The organism is Streptomyces sp. NPDC002640 (assembly GCF_053592575.1).
Window position 1 is genome coordinate 218,216 of the sequence record NZ_JBSFVZ010000004.1, and the last position, 16,468, is coordinate 234,683.

The 16,468-nt window shown below is 73.8% G+C and carries 16 protein-coding genes; 3 read left to right on the forward strand and 13 right to left on the reverse strand.

The genetic code is table 11. The annotated features are described in order from the left end of the window. Position 1 precedes the first annotated feature (1 nt). The 10 genes from ACWD3O_RS07600 to ACWD3O_RS07645 form a co-directional block, all read right to left on the reverse strand. The gene (locus ACWD3O_RS07600) at positions 2-241 is read right to left on the reverse strand and encodes a hypothetical protein (protein ID WP_451412661.1); all 240 of its coding nucleotides are present in this window, start codon (positions 239-241) and stop codon (positions 2-4) included. Then, positions 238-1,731, reverse strand: a complete 1,494-nt coding sequence (gene gatA / locus ACWD3O_RS07605; RefSeq protein ID WP_451415152.1) for an Asp-tRNA(Asn)/Glu-tRNA(Gln) amidotransferase subunit GatA — start codon at positions 1,729-1,731, stop codon at positions 238-240. The genes ACWD3O_RS07600 and gatA overlap by 4 nt, the downstream gene beginning before the upstream one ends. A gap of 2 nt (positions 1,732-1,733) precedes the next feature. Further along, the gene (gene gatC, locus ACWD3O_RS07610) at positions 1,734-2,033 is read right to left on the reverse strand and encodes an Asp-tRNA(Asn)/Glu-tRNA(Gln) amidotransferase subunit GatC (RefSeq protein ID WP_108954271.1); all 300 of its coding nucleotides are present in this window, start codon (positions 2,031-2,033) and stop codon (positions 1,734-1,736) included. 212 nt (positions 2,034-2,245) lie between these two features. Continuing rightward, positions 2,246-4,456, reverse strand: a complete 2,211-nt coding sequence (locus ACWD3O_RS07615) for a putative bifunctional diguanylate cyclase/phosphodiesterase (RefSeq protein WP_451415153.1) — start codon at positions 4,454-4,456, stop codon at positions 2,246-2,248. An 847-nt stretch (positions 4,457-5,303) separates the two neighbouring features. Continuing rightward, entirely contained in the window at positions 5,304-7,583 is a 2,280-nt protein-coding gene (ligA, locus tag ACWD3O_RS07620) for an NAD-dependent DNA ligase LigA (protein ID WP_451415154.1), read from the reverse strand. A gap of 14 nt (positions 7,584-7,597) precedes the next feature. Next, positions 7,598-8,602 (reverse strand): methionine synthase, encoded by a 1,005-nt coding sequence (locus ACWD3O_RS07625; protein ID WP_451415155.1) that lies wholly within the window; start codon positions 8,600-8,602, stop codon positions 7,598-7,600. A gap of 149 nt (positions 8,603-8,751) precedes the next feature. Next, positions 8,752-9,450, reverse strand: a complete 699-nt coding sequence (locus ACWD3O_RS07630; protein ID WP_451412666.1) for an SDR family oxidoreductase — start codon at positions 9,448-9,450, stop codon at positions 8,752-8,754. 206 nt (positions 9,451-9,656) lie between these two features. Continuing rightward, positions 9,657-10,196 (reverse strand): LOG family protein, encoded by a 540-nt coding sequence (locus ACWD3O_RS07635; RefSeq protein WP_451412667.1) that lies wholly within the window; start codon positions 10,194-10,196, stop codon positions 9,657-9,659. Between the two features lie 75 nt (positions 10,197-10,271). Further along, entirely contained in the window at positions 10,272-11,018 is a 747-nt protein-coding gene (locus tag ACWD3O_RS07640) for an ABC transporter permease (RefSeq protein WP_451415156.1), read from the reverse strand. After that, positions 11,015-11,992 carry an ABC transporter ATP-binding protein gene (locus tag ACWD3O_RS07645; protein WP_451412669.1) on the reverse strand — a complete coding sequence of 326 codons (978 nt, stop codon included), beginning with the start codon at positions 11,990-11,992 and terminating at the stop codon, positions 11,015-11,017. Before ACWD3O_RS07645 ends, ACWD3O_RS07640 begins: the two co-directional genes overlap by 4 nt. A 180-nt stretch (positions 11,993-12,172) precedes the next feature. Between ACWD3O_RS07645 and ACWD3O_RS07650 the strand changes: the two genes are divergently transcribed. Both ACWD3O_RS07650 and ACWD3O_RS07655 read left to right on the forward strand, forming a co-directional pair. Beyond that, positions 12,173-13,099: a ketopantoate reductase family protein gene (locus ACWD3O_RS07650; RefSeq protein WP_451415157.1), complete on the forward strand. Its 927-nt coding sequence runs from the start codon at positions 12,173-12,175 to the stop codon at positions 13,097-13,099. Between the two features lie 125 nt (positions 13,100-13,224). Next, positions 13,225-13,755 carry an SRPBCC family protein gene (locus ACWD3O_RS07655; protein WP_451415158.1) on the forward strand — a complete coding sequence of 177 codons (531 nt, stop codon included), beginning with the start codon at positions 13,225-13,227 and terminating at the stop codon, positions 13,753-13,755. 45 nt (positions 13,756-13,800) lie between these two features. Here the strand turns inward: ACWD3O_RS07655 and ACWD3O_RS07660 are convergent, their stop codons facing one another. Together ACWD3O_RS07660 and ACWD3O_RS07665 are read right to left on the reverse strand one after the other, a co-directional pair. After that, on the reverse strand, positions 13,801-14,454 hold the full coding sequence (locus tag ACWD3O_RS07660; protein WP_451415159.1) for a class I SAM-dependent methyltransferase: 654 nt from the start codon (positions 14,452-14,454) through the stop codon (positions 13,801-13,803). Then, complete coding sequence (locus ACWD3O_RS07665; protein WP_451415160.1) at positions 14,451-14,576, reverse strand: hypothetical protein; 126 nt, start codon at positions 14,574-14,576, stop codon at positions 14,451-14,453. The genes ACWD3O_RS07660 and ACWD3O_RS07665 overlap by 4 nt, the downstream gene beginning before the upstream one ends. Positions 14,577-14,601: 25 nt before the next feature. Between ACWD3O_RS07665 and ACWD3O_RS07670 the strand changes: the two genes are divergently transcribed. Continuing rightward, on the forward strand, positions 14,602-15,051 hold the full coding sequence (locus ACWD3O_RS07670; RefSeq protein WP_451415161.1) for an SUKH-3 domain-containing protein: 450 nt from the start codon (positions 14,602-14,604) through the stop codon (positions 15,049-15,051). A 266-nt stretch (positions 15,052-15,317) separates the two neighbouring features. Here ACWD3O_RS07670 and mnmA read toward each other — a convergent pair whose 3' ends face one another. Then, complete coding sequence (mnmA, locus tag ACWD3O_RS07675) at positions 15,318-16,439, reverse strand: tRNA 2-thiouridine(34) synthase MnmA (protein WP_451415162.1); 1,122 nt, start codon at positions 16,437-16,439, stop codon at positions 15,318-15,320. Positions 16,440-16,468 lie beyond the last annotated feature (29 nt).

Here is a 16,468-nt window from a genome sequence, read left to right on the forward strand (position 1 = left end):
CTCAGCCCAGCAGGACGTCGTCGTCGCCCAGCTGCTTCAGGTCGCGCAGCAGGATGGCGAGGCCGGTCACGATGGCGACGCCGGAGACGGCCGCGTCCAGCAGCCGCAGCGTGTCGCTGTCCTGACGGGCCCTGCGGATCTGCTTGACGACCGTCACGGCACCGAAGGCGGTGGTGGCGATGGACAGGTACGTCCCGTTGCGGGACTTCTTGAAGCCCTTGGCCTTCTTCAGCGAGTTCACAGCGACGGAGCCTCCTCGAGGAGCGGGTGTCCCCACTTTTCCACGAAGGCGGCCTCGACCGCTGCCCCGACCTTGTACAGACGGTCGTCCTTCATCGCCGGGGCGATGATCTGCAGGCCCACCGGGAGGTTGTCCTCCGGGGCGAGACCGCAGGGCAGCGACATGGCCGAGTTGCCCGCGAGGTTGGTGGGGATGGTGCACAGGTCTGCCAGGTACATCGCCATCGGGTCGTCGGCGCGCTCGCCGATCGGGAAGGCGGTGGTCGGCGTGGTCGGCGACACGATGACGTCGACCTGCTCGAAGGCCTTCTCGAAGTCCCGCGTGATCAGCGTGCGGACCTTCTGCGCGCTGCCGTAGTAGGCGTCGTAGTAGCCGGAGCTCAGCGCGTAGGTGCCGAGCATGATGCGGCGCTTGACCTCGTCGCCGAAGCCGGCCTCGCGGGTGAGCGAGGTGACCGTCTCGGCCGAGTTGCCGCCGTCGTCGCCGACCCGCAGGCCGTAGCGCAGGCCGTCGAAGCGGGCCAGGTTGGACGAGCACTCGGAGGGCGCGATCAGGTAGTACGCGGAGAGCCCGAGGTCGAAGGAGGGGCAGTCCAGCTCGACGATCTCGGCGCCGAGCGACTTCAGCAGCTCGACCGACTCCTCGAACCGCTGCACCACGCCGGCCTGGTAGCCCTCGCCGCGGAACTGCTTGACGACACCGACGCGCATGCCGGCGACGGAGCCGTTGCGGGCGGCCTCGACGACCGGCGGGACCGGGGCGTCGATGGAGGTGGAGTCCATCGGGTCGTGGCCGGCGATCGCCTCGTGCAGCAGCGCCGCGTCGAGGACGGTGCGGGCGCAGGGCCCGCCCTGGTCGAGGGAGGACGAGAAGGCGACCATGCCGTAGCGGGAGACCGCGCCGTAGGTCGGCTTGACGCCGACCGTGCCGGTGACGGCGGCCGGCTGGCGGATGGAGCCGCCGGTGTCGGTGCCGATGGCCAGCGGGGCCATGTACGCGGCCAGCGCGGCGGAGGAACCGCCGCCGGATCCGCCGGGGATCCGGGTGAGGTCCCACGGGTTGCCGGTGGGGCCGTAGGCGCTGTTCTCGGTGGAGGAGCCCATCGCGAACTCGTCCATGTTGGTCTTGCCGAGGATGACGACGTCGGCCGCCTTCAGGCGCTTGACCAGCGTGGCGTCGTACGGCGGGATCCAGCCCTCGAGGATCTTGGAGCCGACCGTGGTCGGGACGCCCTCGGTGGTGAAGATGTCCTTCAGGGCGAGCGGCACGCCGGCCAGCGGGCCGAGCTTCTCGCCGCGCTCGCGCTTGGCGTCGACCTCGCGGGCCTGCGCCAGGGCGCCCTCGCGGTCGATGTGCAGGAAGGCGTGGACCTTCTCGTCGACCGCCTCGATGCGGGCGAGGTGGGCCTCGGCGACCTCGACGGCCGTGAGTTCGCCGGAGGCGATCTTCTCGGCGGTCTCGGCGGCGGTGAGCTTGATGATGTCCGTCATGACTACTGCTCCTCACCCAGGATCTGCGGCACCTTGAAACGCTGCTGCTCCTGGGCAGGGGCGCCGGAGAGGGCCTGCTCCGGGGTGAGCGAGGGACGGACCTCGTCCGCGCGCATGACGTTGGTCAGCGGGAGCGGGTGGGAGGTCGGGGGCACGTCTTGGTCGGCGACCTCGCTGACGCGGGCGACCGCGCCGATGATGTCGTCGAGCTGGCCTGCGAAGTGGTCGAGCTCTTCGGGCTTCAGCTCCAGACGCGCCAGCCGGGCGAGGTGGGCGACCTCCTCGCGCGTGATGCCAGGCATGCAGCGATCCTCTGGGGTGAGAGTTCTGTGGTTCGGAACCCCAATCCTATGGCTCGCGCCCACCCGGCCACGCACCGGTTTACCCGGGCCGCCCTTTCGGGGCGGACACGGGCACGGCCACCGGCACGGTCGCCGGGCGGCCACCGGCACGGTCGCCGGGCGGCCACCGGCACGGTCGCCGGGCGGTCACCGGCGCGGTCCGCGGCCTGCGTTCAGCCGCGGCCCGGGTCCAGGGCGGCCGGGGCGCGCCGGACCCCGCGGGCGCGGAGCCAGGCGGTGGTCTCGTCGGCGGGCATGGCGGCGGACACCAGCCAGCCCTGGACCGCGTCGCAGCCCAGGTCCCGGAGCCGTTCCCAGGTCTCGTCGTCCTCGACGCCCTCGGCGACGACCAGGAGGCCCAGGGAGTGGGCCAGGTCCAGCGTGCACCGCACGATCTCGGCGTCCTGGGAGTCGACCGCCAGCCGCGCCACGAACGACCGGTCGATCTTCAGCTCGCTCACCGGCAGCCGCCGCAGGTGCACCAGCGAGGAGTACCCCGTGCCGAAGTCGTCGAGGGACAGCTTCACCCCGTGGCCGCTGAGCGCCGCCAGGGTGTCGGCGGCGCGCTGGGGGTCCTCCAGCAGCACGTGCTCGGTGATCTCCAGCTGGAGCGCGCCGGTGGGCACCCCGTGCCGGGCGAGCCGCGCGGCCACCGAACCGGCGAACCCGGGGGTGTGGACATCGCGCGGCGAGACGTTGACGGCGACCGGGACCATCAGTCCCTGCGTCCGCCACTGGGCGACCTGCGCGAGCGCGGTCTCCAGGACGTACTCGGTGAGGTGCGGCATCAGCCCGGAGGTCTCGGCGATGGCGATGAACTCGTCCGGGGGCACCCGGCCCCGCTCGGGGTGCACCCACCGCACCAGCGCCTCGAGGCCGGCGACCTCGCCGTCGAAGCGGACCTTGGGCTGGTAGTGGAGCTCGACCTCGTGGGCGTCGAGGGCACGGCGCAGGTCGCCCAGGAGCCCGAGCCGGTCGGGCGTGTTGGAGTCCCGCTTGGACTCGTACGCCTCGACGCCGGTGCGGTCCCGCTTGGCCTGGTACATGGCGACGTCGGCCCTGCGCAGCAGGCCCTCGGCGTCCGGGGCGTGGTCGGGGTAGAGGGCCACGCCCGCGCTGGCCTCCAGGACCAGGGTCAGGCCGTCGAGGTCCAGCGGGGATCCCAGTTCGGCCACCAGGCCGCGGGCGGCGCGGGTCGCCGAGGTGGTGGAGTCGGTGAGCGGCAGCAGGACCGCGAACTCGTCGCCGCCGAGCCGGGCGGCCTCGGCCCCCTCGGGCAGGGCGCGGCGCAGGCGTCCGGCTATCTGGACCAGCAGCCGGTCGCCCGCGAGGTGGCCGAGGGTGTCGTTGACCGAGCGGAAGCGGTCGAGGTCGATCAGGACCAGGGCGGTCCTGGCCTCCTGGCGTTCGGCGTCGTCCAGCGCGCTCCAGGTGCGCTCCAGCAGCCACTGCCGGTTGGGCAGCCCGGTGAGCGGGTCGCGGAGCTGTTCCTCGGCGCGGGCCCGGGCGATCCACAGGGTGCGGTCGACCGCGATCAGCGGGATGCCGAACAGGGGCAGCAGCAGCGGCTGGACGGAGGTGACCACGCACATCAGCGGGGCGATGCCGAGCAGGGCGGCGGCGAGGAGTCCCTGCCGCTTCATGTCGGTGCGGGTGAAGACGGGGAGGCCGTCGCCGCTGGGGGCCTGGAGGTACCAGAGCAGCACCCGGGTGACGGCGAGGTAGGCGAAGGCGACGGCGGCGACCTGGGGGGCGGCCGACCCGGTCCAGTACTGGGCCTGCCAGGGCGCCTCGACGGAGGGGAACCTGCCGAACAGGGCGAGCAGCAGCGCGCCCACGGCGATGCCGAGGATGTCGACGGCGCCGCACAGCAGGTTCTCGCGTCTGCTGCGGCGCCGGGCGATGCCGGAGAACAGCACGACGGTGAGGCTGACCAGGCCGGCCGGCACCCAGCCGTAGAGCAGCAGCACGGCGAGGGTGAGGGCGGCGCCGGAGCCCGTGCCGCCCCACCAGCGGGTCCGGCCCAGCAGGACGAGATGGCCGACGATCACGCCGGTGAGCAGGGCCAGGGACCAGCCGACGGGGCCGGGCGGGAACAGGGCGTGCTGTCCGGTGAGGGCCCGGTAGAAGCCGGCGCCGAGGACGAACCCGGCGGCCGCGACGACCACCACGGGGAGGACGGGCCAGGCGAGCATCTGCTGCCGGGCCTGGCCGTCGGGGTCGACGCCGTACCGGTGAGGCGGGTAGGCGGGGGTGACGGCGAGGTGGGCGAGCGGACCGGGGCGGCCGGTGGCGGGTGCCGCGGCCTCGGTGCGCCTGCGCCGGAGCGGGGCGAGGGCGACGGCGAGCCGCCGGGCGGCGACCGGAGTCCGGCCACGGACCACGGGCGCCTCGCCGGAGGCCGCGGCCGGCCCGGCGGGGGCGGACGGCGTTCCGCCGGGGGCGGAGGGTGTTCCGCCGGGGGCGGAGGCCGGGCCGCCGGGGGCGGAAGCTGGGCCGACGACGGACGCCGGGCCACCGAGGGCGAAGGCTGTTCCGCCGGGAACGGACGCCGGGCCACCGGGGGCGAGGGGTCCTCCGCCAGGGGCGGAGGCCCAACCGCCGCGGACGGAGGCTGAGCCACCGGGAACGGAAGCGGGGCCACCGGGGGCGGAAGCTGAGCCGCCGACGGACGCCGGGCCACCGGGGGCGAAGGGTGTTCCGCCAGGGGCGGTGGCCCAACCGCCGCGGACGGAGGCTGGGCCACCGGGAACGGAAGCGGGGCCGCCGGGGGCGAAGGGTGCTCCGCCGGGGCCGGGGGGTGTTCCGGTGCGGGCGAGGGGTGGTCTCGTGGCAGCGGAGGGCGTTCCGGTGCGGGGGCCGGAGGTGAGCCGGGAGAACGGACGTCGCAGGGCGTCGGCCAGGCGTGCGGGCAGCCGAGGCCCCGACGCGGCGTTCTCGGTCGGTTCCATACCCCGTCCCTCTCACAGCCCGCGGTGCCCGCGCCGCGCGGCCGACGCGACGGCTCTCCGGCCGCGCGTGTCCGAACTCCTCGCTCCGCGGCGGTTCCCACCGCGGGGCGTGCTCCGACCGCCGGTGGGCCGACGGTGCACCACCCCAACACTAGGCGGCCCGGCGGCATCTGGGCAGCGGTCACCGGTGGTTACCCGGAAACGCCCCACACCACCCGGAAGGCGTGCTTCCTCCCCGATTGGGCGGGTTCTCCGGTGACGCGCGGGCCGCCGCCGCCCGTCAGGCCCCCGCCCGTGCGCCCTCCCCAGGCCCCTCGCCCGCCGCGGTCCCTTCCGCGGTCCCCTCGGCGGGCAGCGCGGCCTGGAGGGCGGCGTCCGTGCCCTCCTCCAGGAGGACGCGGAAGCCGTCCTCGTCGAGCACCGGCACCTTGAGCTGCATCGCCTTGTCGTACTTGGAGCCGGGGTTGTCGCCGACCACCACGAACGAGGTCTTCTTCGACACCGAGCCCGTCACCTTGGCGCCCCGGCCGACCAGTGCCTCCTTGGCCCCGTCGCGGGTGTAGGAGGCGAGGGTGCCGGTGACCACCACGGTCAGGCCCTCGAGCGGGCGCGGGCCCTCGTCCTCGCCGGTGGCCTCGTCCTCCATGCGCACGCCGGCGGCGCGCCACTTGCGGAGGATCTCCTGGTGCCAGTCCTCGGCGAACCATTCCTTGAGCGAGGCGGCGATGATCGAGCCGACGCCCTCGGTGCCGGCCAGTTCCTCCTCGCTCGCGGCCTCGATGCGCTCCAGGGAGCGGAACTCGCGGGCCAGCGCCTCGGCGGCGACCGGGCCGACGTGGCGGATGGAGAGGCTGGTGAGGATTCTGGCCAGCGGGCGTTCCTTGGCGGCCTCGATGTTCTGCAGCATGGCGAGCGCGTTCTTCTTCGGCTCGCCCGCCTTGTTGGCGAAGATCGTGACGATCTTGTCCTCGCCGGTCTTCGGGTCCCGCTTGGGCAGGCCGCTGTCCTGGTCGAGGACGTAGGCCTTGATGGGCAGGAGCTGTTCGACGGCGAGGTCGAAGAGGTCGCCCTCGTCGCGCAGCGGGGGGTCGGAGGGCTCCAGCGGCTGGGTGAGCGCGGCGGCGGCGACGTAGCCGAAGTGCTCGATGTCGAGGGCCTTGCGCCCGGCCAGGTAGAAGAGCCGTTCGCGCAACTGGGCGGGGCAGCTGCGGGCGTTGGGGCAGCGGAGGTCGACGTCGCCCTCCTTCATGGGCCGCAGCGGCGTGCCGCATTCGGGGCACTCGGTGGGCATCACGAACGCCCGCTCGCTGCCGTCCCGCAGGTCGGCCACCGGGCCGAGGATCTCCGGGATGACGTCGCCGGCCTTGCGCAGCACCACCGTGTCGCCGATGAGGACGCCCTTGGCCTTGACCACGTCCTGGTTGTGCAGGGTGGCGAACTCGACCTCGGACCCGGCCACGGTGACGGGCTCGACCTGTGCGTAGGGCGTGACCCGGCCCGTGCGGCCGACGCCCACGCGGATGTTGAGCAGCTTGGTGTTGACCTCCTCCGGCGCGTACTTCCAGGCGATCGCCCAGCGCGGGGCGCGGGAGGTGGAGCCGAGGCGGCCCTGGAGCGGGATCTCGTCCAGCTTGACGACCACGCCGTCGATCTCGTGCTCCACGGAGTGCCGGTTCTCGCCGAAGTGGGCGATGAAGTCGCGGACGCCCGGGAGGTCGTCGACCACCTTGTTGTGCCGGGCGGTCGGCAGGCCCCAGGAGCGGAGCAGGTCGTAGGCCTCGGAGAGGCGGGACATGCCGGAGCCCTGGTACCCCTCCAGGGCGCCGATGCCGTGCACCACCATGTGGAGCGGGCGGGTGGCGGTGACCCGGGGGTCCTTCTGGCGCAGCGAACCGGCCGCCGCGTTGCGCGGGTTGGCGAAGGGCTTGTCGCCGGCCGCGACCAGGCGGGCGTTGAGCTCCTCGAACTTCTCCATCGGGAAGTAGACCTCGCCGCGGATCTCGACCAGGTCGGGGAGGTCCTCCCCGTGGAGCCGGTCGGGGATCTCGGCGATGGTGCGCACGTTGGGCGTGATGTCCTCGCCGGTGCGTCCGTCGCCGCGGGTGGCGGCGCGGGTGAGGCGGCCGTGCTCGTAGGTGAGGTTGACGGCGAGGCCGTCGACCTTGAGTTCGCAGAGGAAGTGGTGGGCGGAGGCGCCGATCTCCTTGGCCACCCGGTCGGCCCAGGCGGCGAGTTCCTCGTCGTCGAAGGCGTTGTCCAGCGACAGCATCCGCTCGCGGTGCCGGACTGCGGTGAACTCCGTCTCGTAGGCGCCGGCGACCTTCTGGGTCGGCGAGTCGGGCGTGCGCAGCTCGGGGTGCCGCTCCTCCAGCGCCTCCAGCTCGCGCAGCAGCTTGTCGAACTCGGCGTCGCTGATGACGGGAGCGTCCTTCACGTAGTAACGGAAGCGGTGCTCCTCGATCTGCTCGGCCAGCTGTGCGTGCCGGTCCCGCGCCTCGCTGGGCACGGGACTCTCCGTCGTACTGCCCGTCGTGTTCGCCTGCTCGTCCTCGCCGGCCACTGTCGGTCCTCCCGTTACTCAGGGTTGTCCGCGAGCGATGTCGCCGCCCGGACGCACTGGGCGAGCGCCTTCCGCGCGTACCCCGGGGTCGCCCCGGCGAGTCCGCACGTCGGCGTGACCGTGACCGCCTCCGGGAGGAGACCCGGGGACAGTCCCAGCCTGCGCCAGAGCGTCCTGACACCCATGACGCTACCGGCAGGGTCGGACAACGGGGCGTCGGTGCTCGGCACCACTCCGGCGAACAGCCGCAGGCCGTCCTCCACCGCCTCGCCGATCGCGTCGTCGTCACGCTCCGTGAGCAGCGAGAAGTCGAAGGACACGGCGGCGACCCCCGAGCGGCGCAGCAGCGCGAACGGGACGTCGGGGGCGCAGGAGTGGACCACCACGGGGCCGTCGTGGACGCCGATCACCTCGCGCAGGGCCGCCTCCACGACCTGCCGGTCGACGGCGCGGTGGGTGCGGTAGCCGCTGGCGGTGCGGATCTGCCCGCGCAGCACGGCGGTGAGGGAGGGCTCGTCGAGCTGGAGCACGATCTCGGCGCCGGGGACGCGGCGGCGCAGCTCGGCGAGGTGGTTCCGCAGCCCTTCGGCGAGGGAGCCGGTGAGGTCGCGGGCGGCGCCGGGGTCGGAGAGCACGGCCTCGCCGTTCCTCATCTCCAGTGCGGCGGCCAGCGTCCACGGGCCGACGGCCTGCACCTTGACCTGGCCCTCGTAGCCCTGGGTGTGCTCCTCGAACGCGTCGAGGTCCTGCCGCAGCCAGGCGTGGGCGCGGCGGGTGTCCCGGCCGGGGCGGTCCCCGAGGCGCCAGCCGCTGGGCTCGACGCGGGCGTACATCTCGACGAGGAGGCCGGCGGTGCGGCCGATCATGTCCGCGCCGGGGCCGCGGGCGGGGAGCTCGGGGAGGAACGCGAACGTCTCGAACGACCCCACGGCGGTCTTGGCGGCCTCCAGGGCGTCCTCGCCGGGGAGGGAGCCCACCCCGGTGGCGGGCCCGAAGTTGAACCTACGCTTTTCGCTCACCCCGGAAGGGTACGGAAGCGGGCGGGCCCGCGGTCCCCGGGGGCCCGCGCCCCGCGCCTCCGTCCCCTCGGGCGTCCTCCCCGACCGCGACGCGCGGCCTCCCGGTCCGCGCCGGCCGCGGCGCTCCGCCGCCGCGGCCGGCGCGCGGGTCAGCGACCCGGGCGGACGGTGAGGTCGTTGACCTCGGCGTCACGGGGCAGGTCGAGGGCCATGAGGATGGTCGTGGCGACCGACTCGGGGTCGATCCACCGCGCCTCGTCGTACTCCTTGCCCTCCTGCTGGTGCACCTTCGCCTGCATGGGCGTGGCCGTGCGCCCGGGGTACACGGAGGTGACCCGCACCCCGTTGCCGTGCTCCTCCTGCCGCAGCGAGTCGGCCAGCGCCTTCAGCCCGTGCTTGGACGCCGCGTACGCCGCCCAGTGCGGGGAGGCGTTGAGCCCGGCGCCGGAGTTCACGAACAGCACGTGCCCCCGCGCGACCCGCAGCTGCGGCAGGAAGTGCCGGGTCAGCTCGGCGGGCGCGATCAGGTTGACGTTGAGCTGGTGGCGCCACGCCTTGGGGGTGAGCTCCCCCACCGGCCCGAGGTCGACCACGCCGGCGATGTGCAGCAGCGAGTCGACCCGCTCCGGCAGGCTCTGGTGGGAGAAGGCCCAGGAGAGCTTGTCCGGGTCGTTCAGGTCGCCGACCAGCGTCCGGGCGCCGGGGAAGCGGGCCGCGAGCTCCTTGGCCCGGCCCGCGTCCCGGGCGTGCAGCACGAGCTCGTCGCCGCGCTCCAGCAGCCGTCGGGCGACGGCGGCGCCGATGCCGGATCCGGCGCCGGTGATCACATGAGTTGCCATGCGCCCCATGCTCGCACCACGCCCGCGTCCGGCCCACGCCGGGCTCGGGCGGGACCGGGGCGCGGGTCGGGGCCGGGGCTCAGGCTCGCCCGGGGCTCAGGCGTGGCCGGGGCTCAGGCTCGCCCGGGGCTCAGGCGTGGCCGGGGCTCACGCGTGGCCGGGGCTCACGCGTGCCCGGGGCTCACGTGTGGCCGGGGCTCACGCGTGCCCGGGGCTCAGGCGTGCCCGAGGCTCTCCTCCAGGTACGCCATGGCGCCCAGCGGCTCCTCGGCGAAGAGGATCATCTCGGTGAGCGGCCGGAACAGGAAGCCCTCGGCCTCCATCCGCAGGAACTGCTGGTGCAGGCCGTCGTAGAAACCGGCGGTGTTGAGCAGCACGATCGGCATCTCGGTGTGCCCGTGCTTCTTGAGCTCCATGATCTCGGTGGCCTCGTCCAGCGTGCCGGTGCCGCCCACCATGATCACGACGGCGTCGGCGCGCTCCAGCATCAGCCGCTTGCGCTCCGCGAGGTCCTTGGCGACCACCATGGTGTCGAGCCCGGGCCGGGCCTTCGCGGCGAGGAAGTCCACGGAGACGCCGTAGAGCTGTCCGCCGGACTCCTCCACGCCGTCCGCGACCACCTTCATCAGCCCGGAATCGGAGCCGCCCCACACGAGGGTGTGGCCGCCCCGGCCGATGAGCTCGGCGAACTCCCTGGCGGGCCGGGTGTACTTCTCGTCGAGGTCGGCGGCGGAGAGGAAGACGCAGATGTTCATACCGCTCACCGTACTAGCTCCGCCCGGAGGCGCCCCGGCGCTTTCCGGGCACCGCCACCGCGGCCCGTCCGCAGGTCAGGCCCGCCGTCCCGCCCTGCGGTAGCCGTGGGCCGCGTACGCGCCGAAGAGCAGCAGCCAGCCGGCCAGCGCGAGCACCGTGCTCAGGCCGGGGGCGTGTCCGGCGACGGTCTCGTGCCCGAGCTGCGCGAACAGGTACCCCGGGCTCCACTCGGCGACCGCGGCGAGCCCGGAGGGGAACTCCGAGAGCGGGAACCAGAGGCCGCCGACGAGGGCGAAGGCCAGGTTGCAGGTGACGTTGGTGACGTTGGCCGTCTGCTGGGTCAGCAGGTAGCCGTTGGCGATGCCCAGCATGGTGAACGGCAGCGAGCCCAGCCAGAGCAGCACGGCCAGCGCGAGCCACTGCCACAGGGCCAGGTCGACGCCGTTGAGCAGCCGGGCGGTGAGCAGCACCACGACGACCGCGGGCAGCACCATCAGCGAGCCGGTCAGGGTCCGTCCGGCGACCACCTGGGCGGGGGTGAGCGGGGTGACGCGGAGCTGGCGCAGCCAGCCCTTGGCCTTGTCCTCGGCGACCGCGGACCCGGCCGTCAGGGCGGCGCCGAGCGCACCGTAGGAGGCCATGCCGACCATGGCGACGACCGCCCACTCGTCGGCGATGGGGCCCCGGTCGCCGACCGAGGTGAAGATGACGTACATCAGCACGGGGGTGCCGATGCCGAAGATCACGAAGCCCACGTCGCGGAAGGTGCGCCGCAGTTCCAGGCCGACGTAACGGGAGACGGCCGCGGCGTCGGCGCTCATCGCAGGGTTCCTTTCGCTGCCGCGGCGGGGGCCGCGACGGGGGCCGCGGCAGAGGTCGCGGCAGGGGTCGCGTCGGGCTCGGAGGTCAGGGTGAGGAACGCCTCCTCGAGGCCGGCCTGGGTGACCTCCAGGCCGCGCGGGGTGAGCAGGCCGACCAGGGCGACGGTGGTCGCGTCCGGGTCGGTGGTGCGCAGCCGCACCCGGCCGTCGGCGACCTCGGCGGACAGCACCCCGGGGAGGGCGCCGGCGCCGTCCGGGAGCGTGCCGTCGACGGCGTCGAAGGCGACCAGGCCGGTGCCCACGGTCCGCTTGATCTCGGCTCCGGTGCCGTCGGCGATCAGCCGCCCGTGGTCGACGACCACGATGCGGTCGGCGTTGCGGTCGGCCTCCTCCAGGTAGTGCGTGGAGAACAGCACGGTCTTGCCGCGCTCGGTGAGCGCGCGCATCGAGGTCCAGAACTCCTGCCGCGCCTGCACGTCGAGGGCCGCGGTGGGCTCGTCGAGGATCAGCAGGTCCGGGTCGCCGACCAGCGCGACCGCGAAGCAGACCCGCTGGATCTGCCCGCCGGACAGCTTCTCGACCCGGCGACCGGCGAGGTGGGTGATGCCGGCCAGGTCGAGGACCTCGGCGACCGGCAGGGGGCGGGGGTAGGTGGAGCCGACGAAGCCGATCAGCTCCCGCACGGTGAGCCGGGAGACCGGCGTGAAGTCCTGGAGCATCGCGCCGACCCGGCCGCCCTCCACGGCCTGGCGCGGCGGCCCGCCGAACAGTTCGACCGTGCCGGAGGTGGGTTCCTCCAGGCCCAGCATCAGCGCGATGGAGGTGGACTTGCCGGCGCCGTTGCGCCCCAGCAGGGCGACCCGCTCCCCCGCCGCGAACCGCAGGTCCAGCTCGTCCACGGCGCGTACCGCGCCGTACTCCTTGACGACGCCCCCGAACGCCACAACCGGCGTTTCCCCCCGCTGAGTTGTCATGGCCCGCACTCTAAAGGCGATCTTCGCGCCCCGCCCGGGAAAATCCGAACTGCCCTTCGGACCCCAGCTTTCCCTTGGCTGTACGGCCTGGTCCCTGGGCTTGTGCCTGGGTCGGGGAAGAGCTGATCATCTCGGTGGGACCGTGTTCCCGGCCCCACCCGTCCGGAAGGAGTCCCGTCCATGCCGTCCTCCACCCCCGCGCCCTCCACCCCCGCCACCGTCGCGGTGCTCGGCCCCGGCGGGGTCGGCGGGCTGCTGGCCGCCGTGTTCTCCCGGGCCGGGCACCGGGTGATCTGCCTGGCCCGCGAGGAGACGGCGTCGGTGCTGCGGGAGCGCGGGATCACCATCCACAGCGGGGCGTTCGGGGAGTTCACCGCCGCCGTGGAGGCCGACACCGAGCTGCGGGAGCCGGTGGACCTGTGCGTCGTGGCGGTGAAGCAGACCTCGCTGGAGGACGCGCTGGAGCGGGTGCCGGAGGGGATGCTGAAGCCGGACGCGGTGGTCGTCCCGCTGCTGAACGGCGTGGAGCACGTCGCGCTGCTGCGCGGCCGGTACGGCGCGGGGCGGGTCGCCGCCGGGGTCATCCGGGTCGAGGCGACGCGCGTCGCGCCGGGCGTGGTCGAGCACGGCAGCCCCTTCTGCGACGTCGACCTGGCCGGGCTGCCGGAGTCCGCGCTCCGCCCCGTCGCCGACCTGCTGGACTCCGCCGGGGTGCGGCCGCGGATCGCCTCCTCCGAGGCCTCGGCGCTCTGGGGCAAGCTGGCCTTCCTCGCCCCGTTCGCCCTGCTGACCACCCGGCACCTGACCGACGCGGAGGGCGTGCGCACCACCCACCGGGCGGACCTGGTGGCCCTCACCGAGGAGATCGCGGCGGTGGCCACCGCCTGCGGGGCGCCCCTGGACCCGGCGAAGAGCCTGTCGATGTACGACGCCTGCCCGCCGGGCATGCGGAGCTCGATGCGGCGGGACGCCGAGGCGGGACGGGCGTTGGAGCTCGACGCGATCGGCGGGGCGGTCCTGCGGGCGGCGGAGCGGCACGGCGTGCCGGCGCCGGTGACGGCACGGCTGGTGTCGGAGGTCGCGGAGCGGACCGGTGCGCAGGTCTGACGCCGGACCTGCCCTGCCGCCCCAGGCGCTCCTTGTGGTCAACCGCACACCTTCCGGGCGGAGTTGACGGGTCTAGCATCGCCCAACGGGGCCGGCGAGCGACCGTGCCCCGGATGGGGGGGAACGTGCGCTATTCCGACGGACCTGCCACGGAGCGCGAGATCTTCGTCGCCGCGGAGCCCGGCCGGGTGTGGGCGGTGGTCGGCGACCTCGACGACATGGCCAAGGGCAGCCCGGAGCTGCGGCGGACCGAGTGGCTGGACGGGGCGACCGGCCCGGCCGCCGGCGCGCGGTACGTCGGCCACAACGAGCACCCGATGGTCGGCAAGGGCCGCACCCTGGCCCACATCACGGAGTTCGAGCCGGAACGGCGGCTCACCTGGGCCGTCCTGGACGTGGACGGCCGCTTCGGGGACCCCTCCGAGGAACTGGAACGGCGCATGGCCACCTGGTCGTTCAGCCTCACGCCGGTCGACGGCGGGACCCTGCTCCGGCAGTCCACGACACTCGGTCCGGGCCCTTCGGGCCTCACCGCCGTGATCGCCAGGATGCCGGACAAGGAGGAGTACGTGATCGACTACCGCCTCCGCGAGCTGGGCGAGGGCATGGAGGCGACGCTGAAGGCCATCAAGGAGACGGCGGAGCAGGCGGGTTGAGCGGCGCGCGGCCGGAAAGGGCGTCCGGCCGCCCGGCCCGACGGCTCACCCGACCCGCGCGACCAGCGCGTAGCGGACGTCGTCCACCTCGCGTCCCCACAGGTCGGGGTCCGCGGTGAGGTCCTCCACGGTGATCTCCGGCGCGTACGGCTCCACGGCCGCACGCAGCGTCTCCGGCAGCACGCCGCCGGTCCACGGCAGCGTCTTCGCCCCCGGCACGTACGGGGTCGCGTCCGCGGACTGCCGCCAGCGGCCCTCGACCAGCACCAGCGTGCCGCCGGGGCGTATCAGACCCGCCCACTCCCGCAGCGCGGCCTCCGGGTCGGGCAGCGTCCACATGACGTGCCGCACGAGCACCAGGTCGAACCGCTTCTCCCCCACCGGGGGCGCGGCCGCGTCCCCGACCAGGAACCGCCCGGGCAGGCCGGCGGCGGCCAGCTTGGCGCGGGCGGCCTCCACCATCGCGGGCGCGAGGTCCACACCGGTCACCCGGTGTCCGGCGCCCGCCAGCAGCGCGGCGAGCGAACCCGTACCGCAGCCGAGGTCGAGGGCATCGCACGGCAGCGGCGGAGCCCACCGCCGCAGCAGCCGGTCCCAGGCGGCCCGGGTCGCCTCCGCCCCCAGCCCGTGGTCGGGCTCCTGGTCGAAGGCGGGTGCGGCGGCGTCCCAGTAGGCGGCGACGGCGGAGGACTCGGTCATCCCGCCATGGTGACACCCGACACCGACACCACCCTCCGCGCCGCCCGTTCCTGCTCGACGCTCCTGCCTATGATCGGCATCACGGCGCACAGGTAGCACGGCGAGCACGAGCGGGTGGTCATGACTCTTCTTTCCACACCGGAGGAAGTGGACGCTTGGCTCACGGAGGCCGGCTGGCATCCGGGCCGCGACGTCGGGAAGGCCGCGGCGGCGGAGGCCGTGGACGCCGTGATCCAGCAGTACGGGAACTACGGGGTGGACATCGAACCGTCCGGCCCTGCCTTGGCCTTCATCCGTGAACACGCCTTCCTGAAAGCCGTGATGGACACCCAGCCGGAGAACTACGCGGTCTTCACGCCGTCCCTGGTGTACCCCGGAGACGCCGAGCGGCTGACCGATCTGGCCGAGAACCTCGGCACCGGCGTCTTCCCCGTGGCCTACGACACGTACGACGGCGCGAGCGTCCTGATGGACCGCACCGGCCGCTTCTTCTTCTCCCACCACACCGGGCACTACCACCTTGGCAGGGAGAAGTACGAAGCCATGATCAGCCTCACCAGCGGTGACATGGACGACGCGGAGGACCATTCCGTCTGACGGACGGCCTGCTCGCGGTCGACGAGAACGGGCGCCTGCTGTGCGTGCACCATGGTGAGCGCCGACTGCTGGGTGACACCGCCCGGGAGGGGGCCGGGCGCCCCCCGGATCACCCCCGTGCACCGGAAGCCGAGCAGCACGGCGTGGCGTTCCATGCGGGTGACCCGCACCACACGCCTCAAGACGTACCGAGACGTGTGGCCGGAGGACGTGAGCACGCGTCTACGTCCGCACTGAGGCGGATACGCGGGACCTCTCGACGCGGGCTACGCCGCCGTCGTCGCCCGCACCGTCGACGCGATGGTGGCGGAGCCGACGACGCGGGTGCCGTCGTAGAGGACGACGGCCTGGCCGGGGGCGACGCCGCGGACCGGTTCGGCGAAGGCGACGTGGAGTTCGCCGTCCACGAGCTCCGCGGTGACGGGGGTCTCGTCGCCGTGGGCGCGGAGCTGGGCGGTGTAGGAGCCGGGGCCGGTGGGGGCGGTGCCGCACCAGCGGGGCTTGATCGCGGTGAGCGCGGTGACGTCGAGGGCGGCGGCGGGGCCGACGGTGACGGTGTTGTTCACCGGGGAGATGTCCAGGACGTAGCGCGGCTTGCCGTCAGGGGCGGGGGTGCCGATGCGCAGGCCCTTGCGCTGGCCGATGGTGAAGCCGTACGCGCCGTCGTGGGTGCCCAGCCTGGCGCCGGACTCGTCGACGATGTCGCCCTCGGCCTTGCCGAGGCGCTGGGCGAGGAAGCCCTGGGTGTCGCCGTCCGCGATGAAGCAGATGTCGTGCGAGTCGGGCTTCTTCGCCACCGCGAGGCCGCGGCGGGCGGCCTCGGCGCGGATCTCGTCCTTGGTGGTGACGGTGTCGCCGAGCGGGAAGAGGGCGTGGGCGAGCTGCCGGTCGTCGAGGACGCCGAGGACGTAGGACTGGTCCTTGGCCATGTCGGAGGCGCGGTGCAGCTCGCGGGAGCCGTCCTCGCGGACGATCACCTTGGCGTAGTGCCCCGTGCAGACCGCGTCGAAGCCGAGGGCCAGCGCCTTGTCGAGGAGCGCGGCGAACTTGATCTTCTCGTTGCACCGCAGGCACGGGTTGGGGGTCCGGCCGGCCTCGTACTCGGCGACGAAGTCGTCGACCACGTCCTCCTTGAACCGGTCGGCGAGGTCCCACACGTAGAAGGGGATGCCGATGACGTCCGCGGCCCGGCGGGCGTCGCGGGAGTCCTCGACGGTGCAGCAGCCGCGCGCTCCGGTGCGGAAGGACTGCGGGTTGGCGGAGAGCGCGAGGTGCACTCCGGTCACCTCGTGTCCCGCTTCGGCGGCACGGGCGGCGGCGACGGCGGAGTCGACACCGCCGGACATGGCGGCGAGGACGCGGAGGGGGCGCTGCGGGGTATCGGTCATAGCCCCTCCAGGGTACGGGGCGCCCGGGA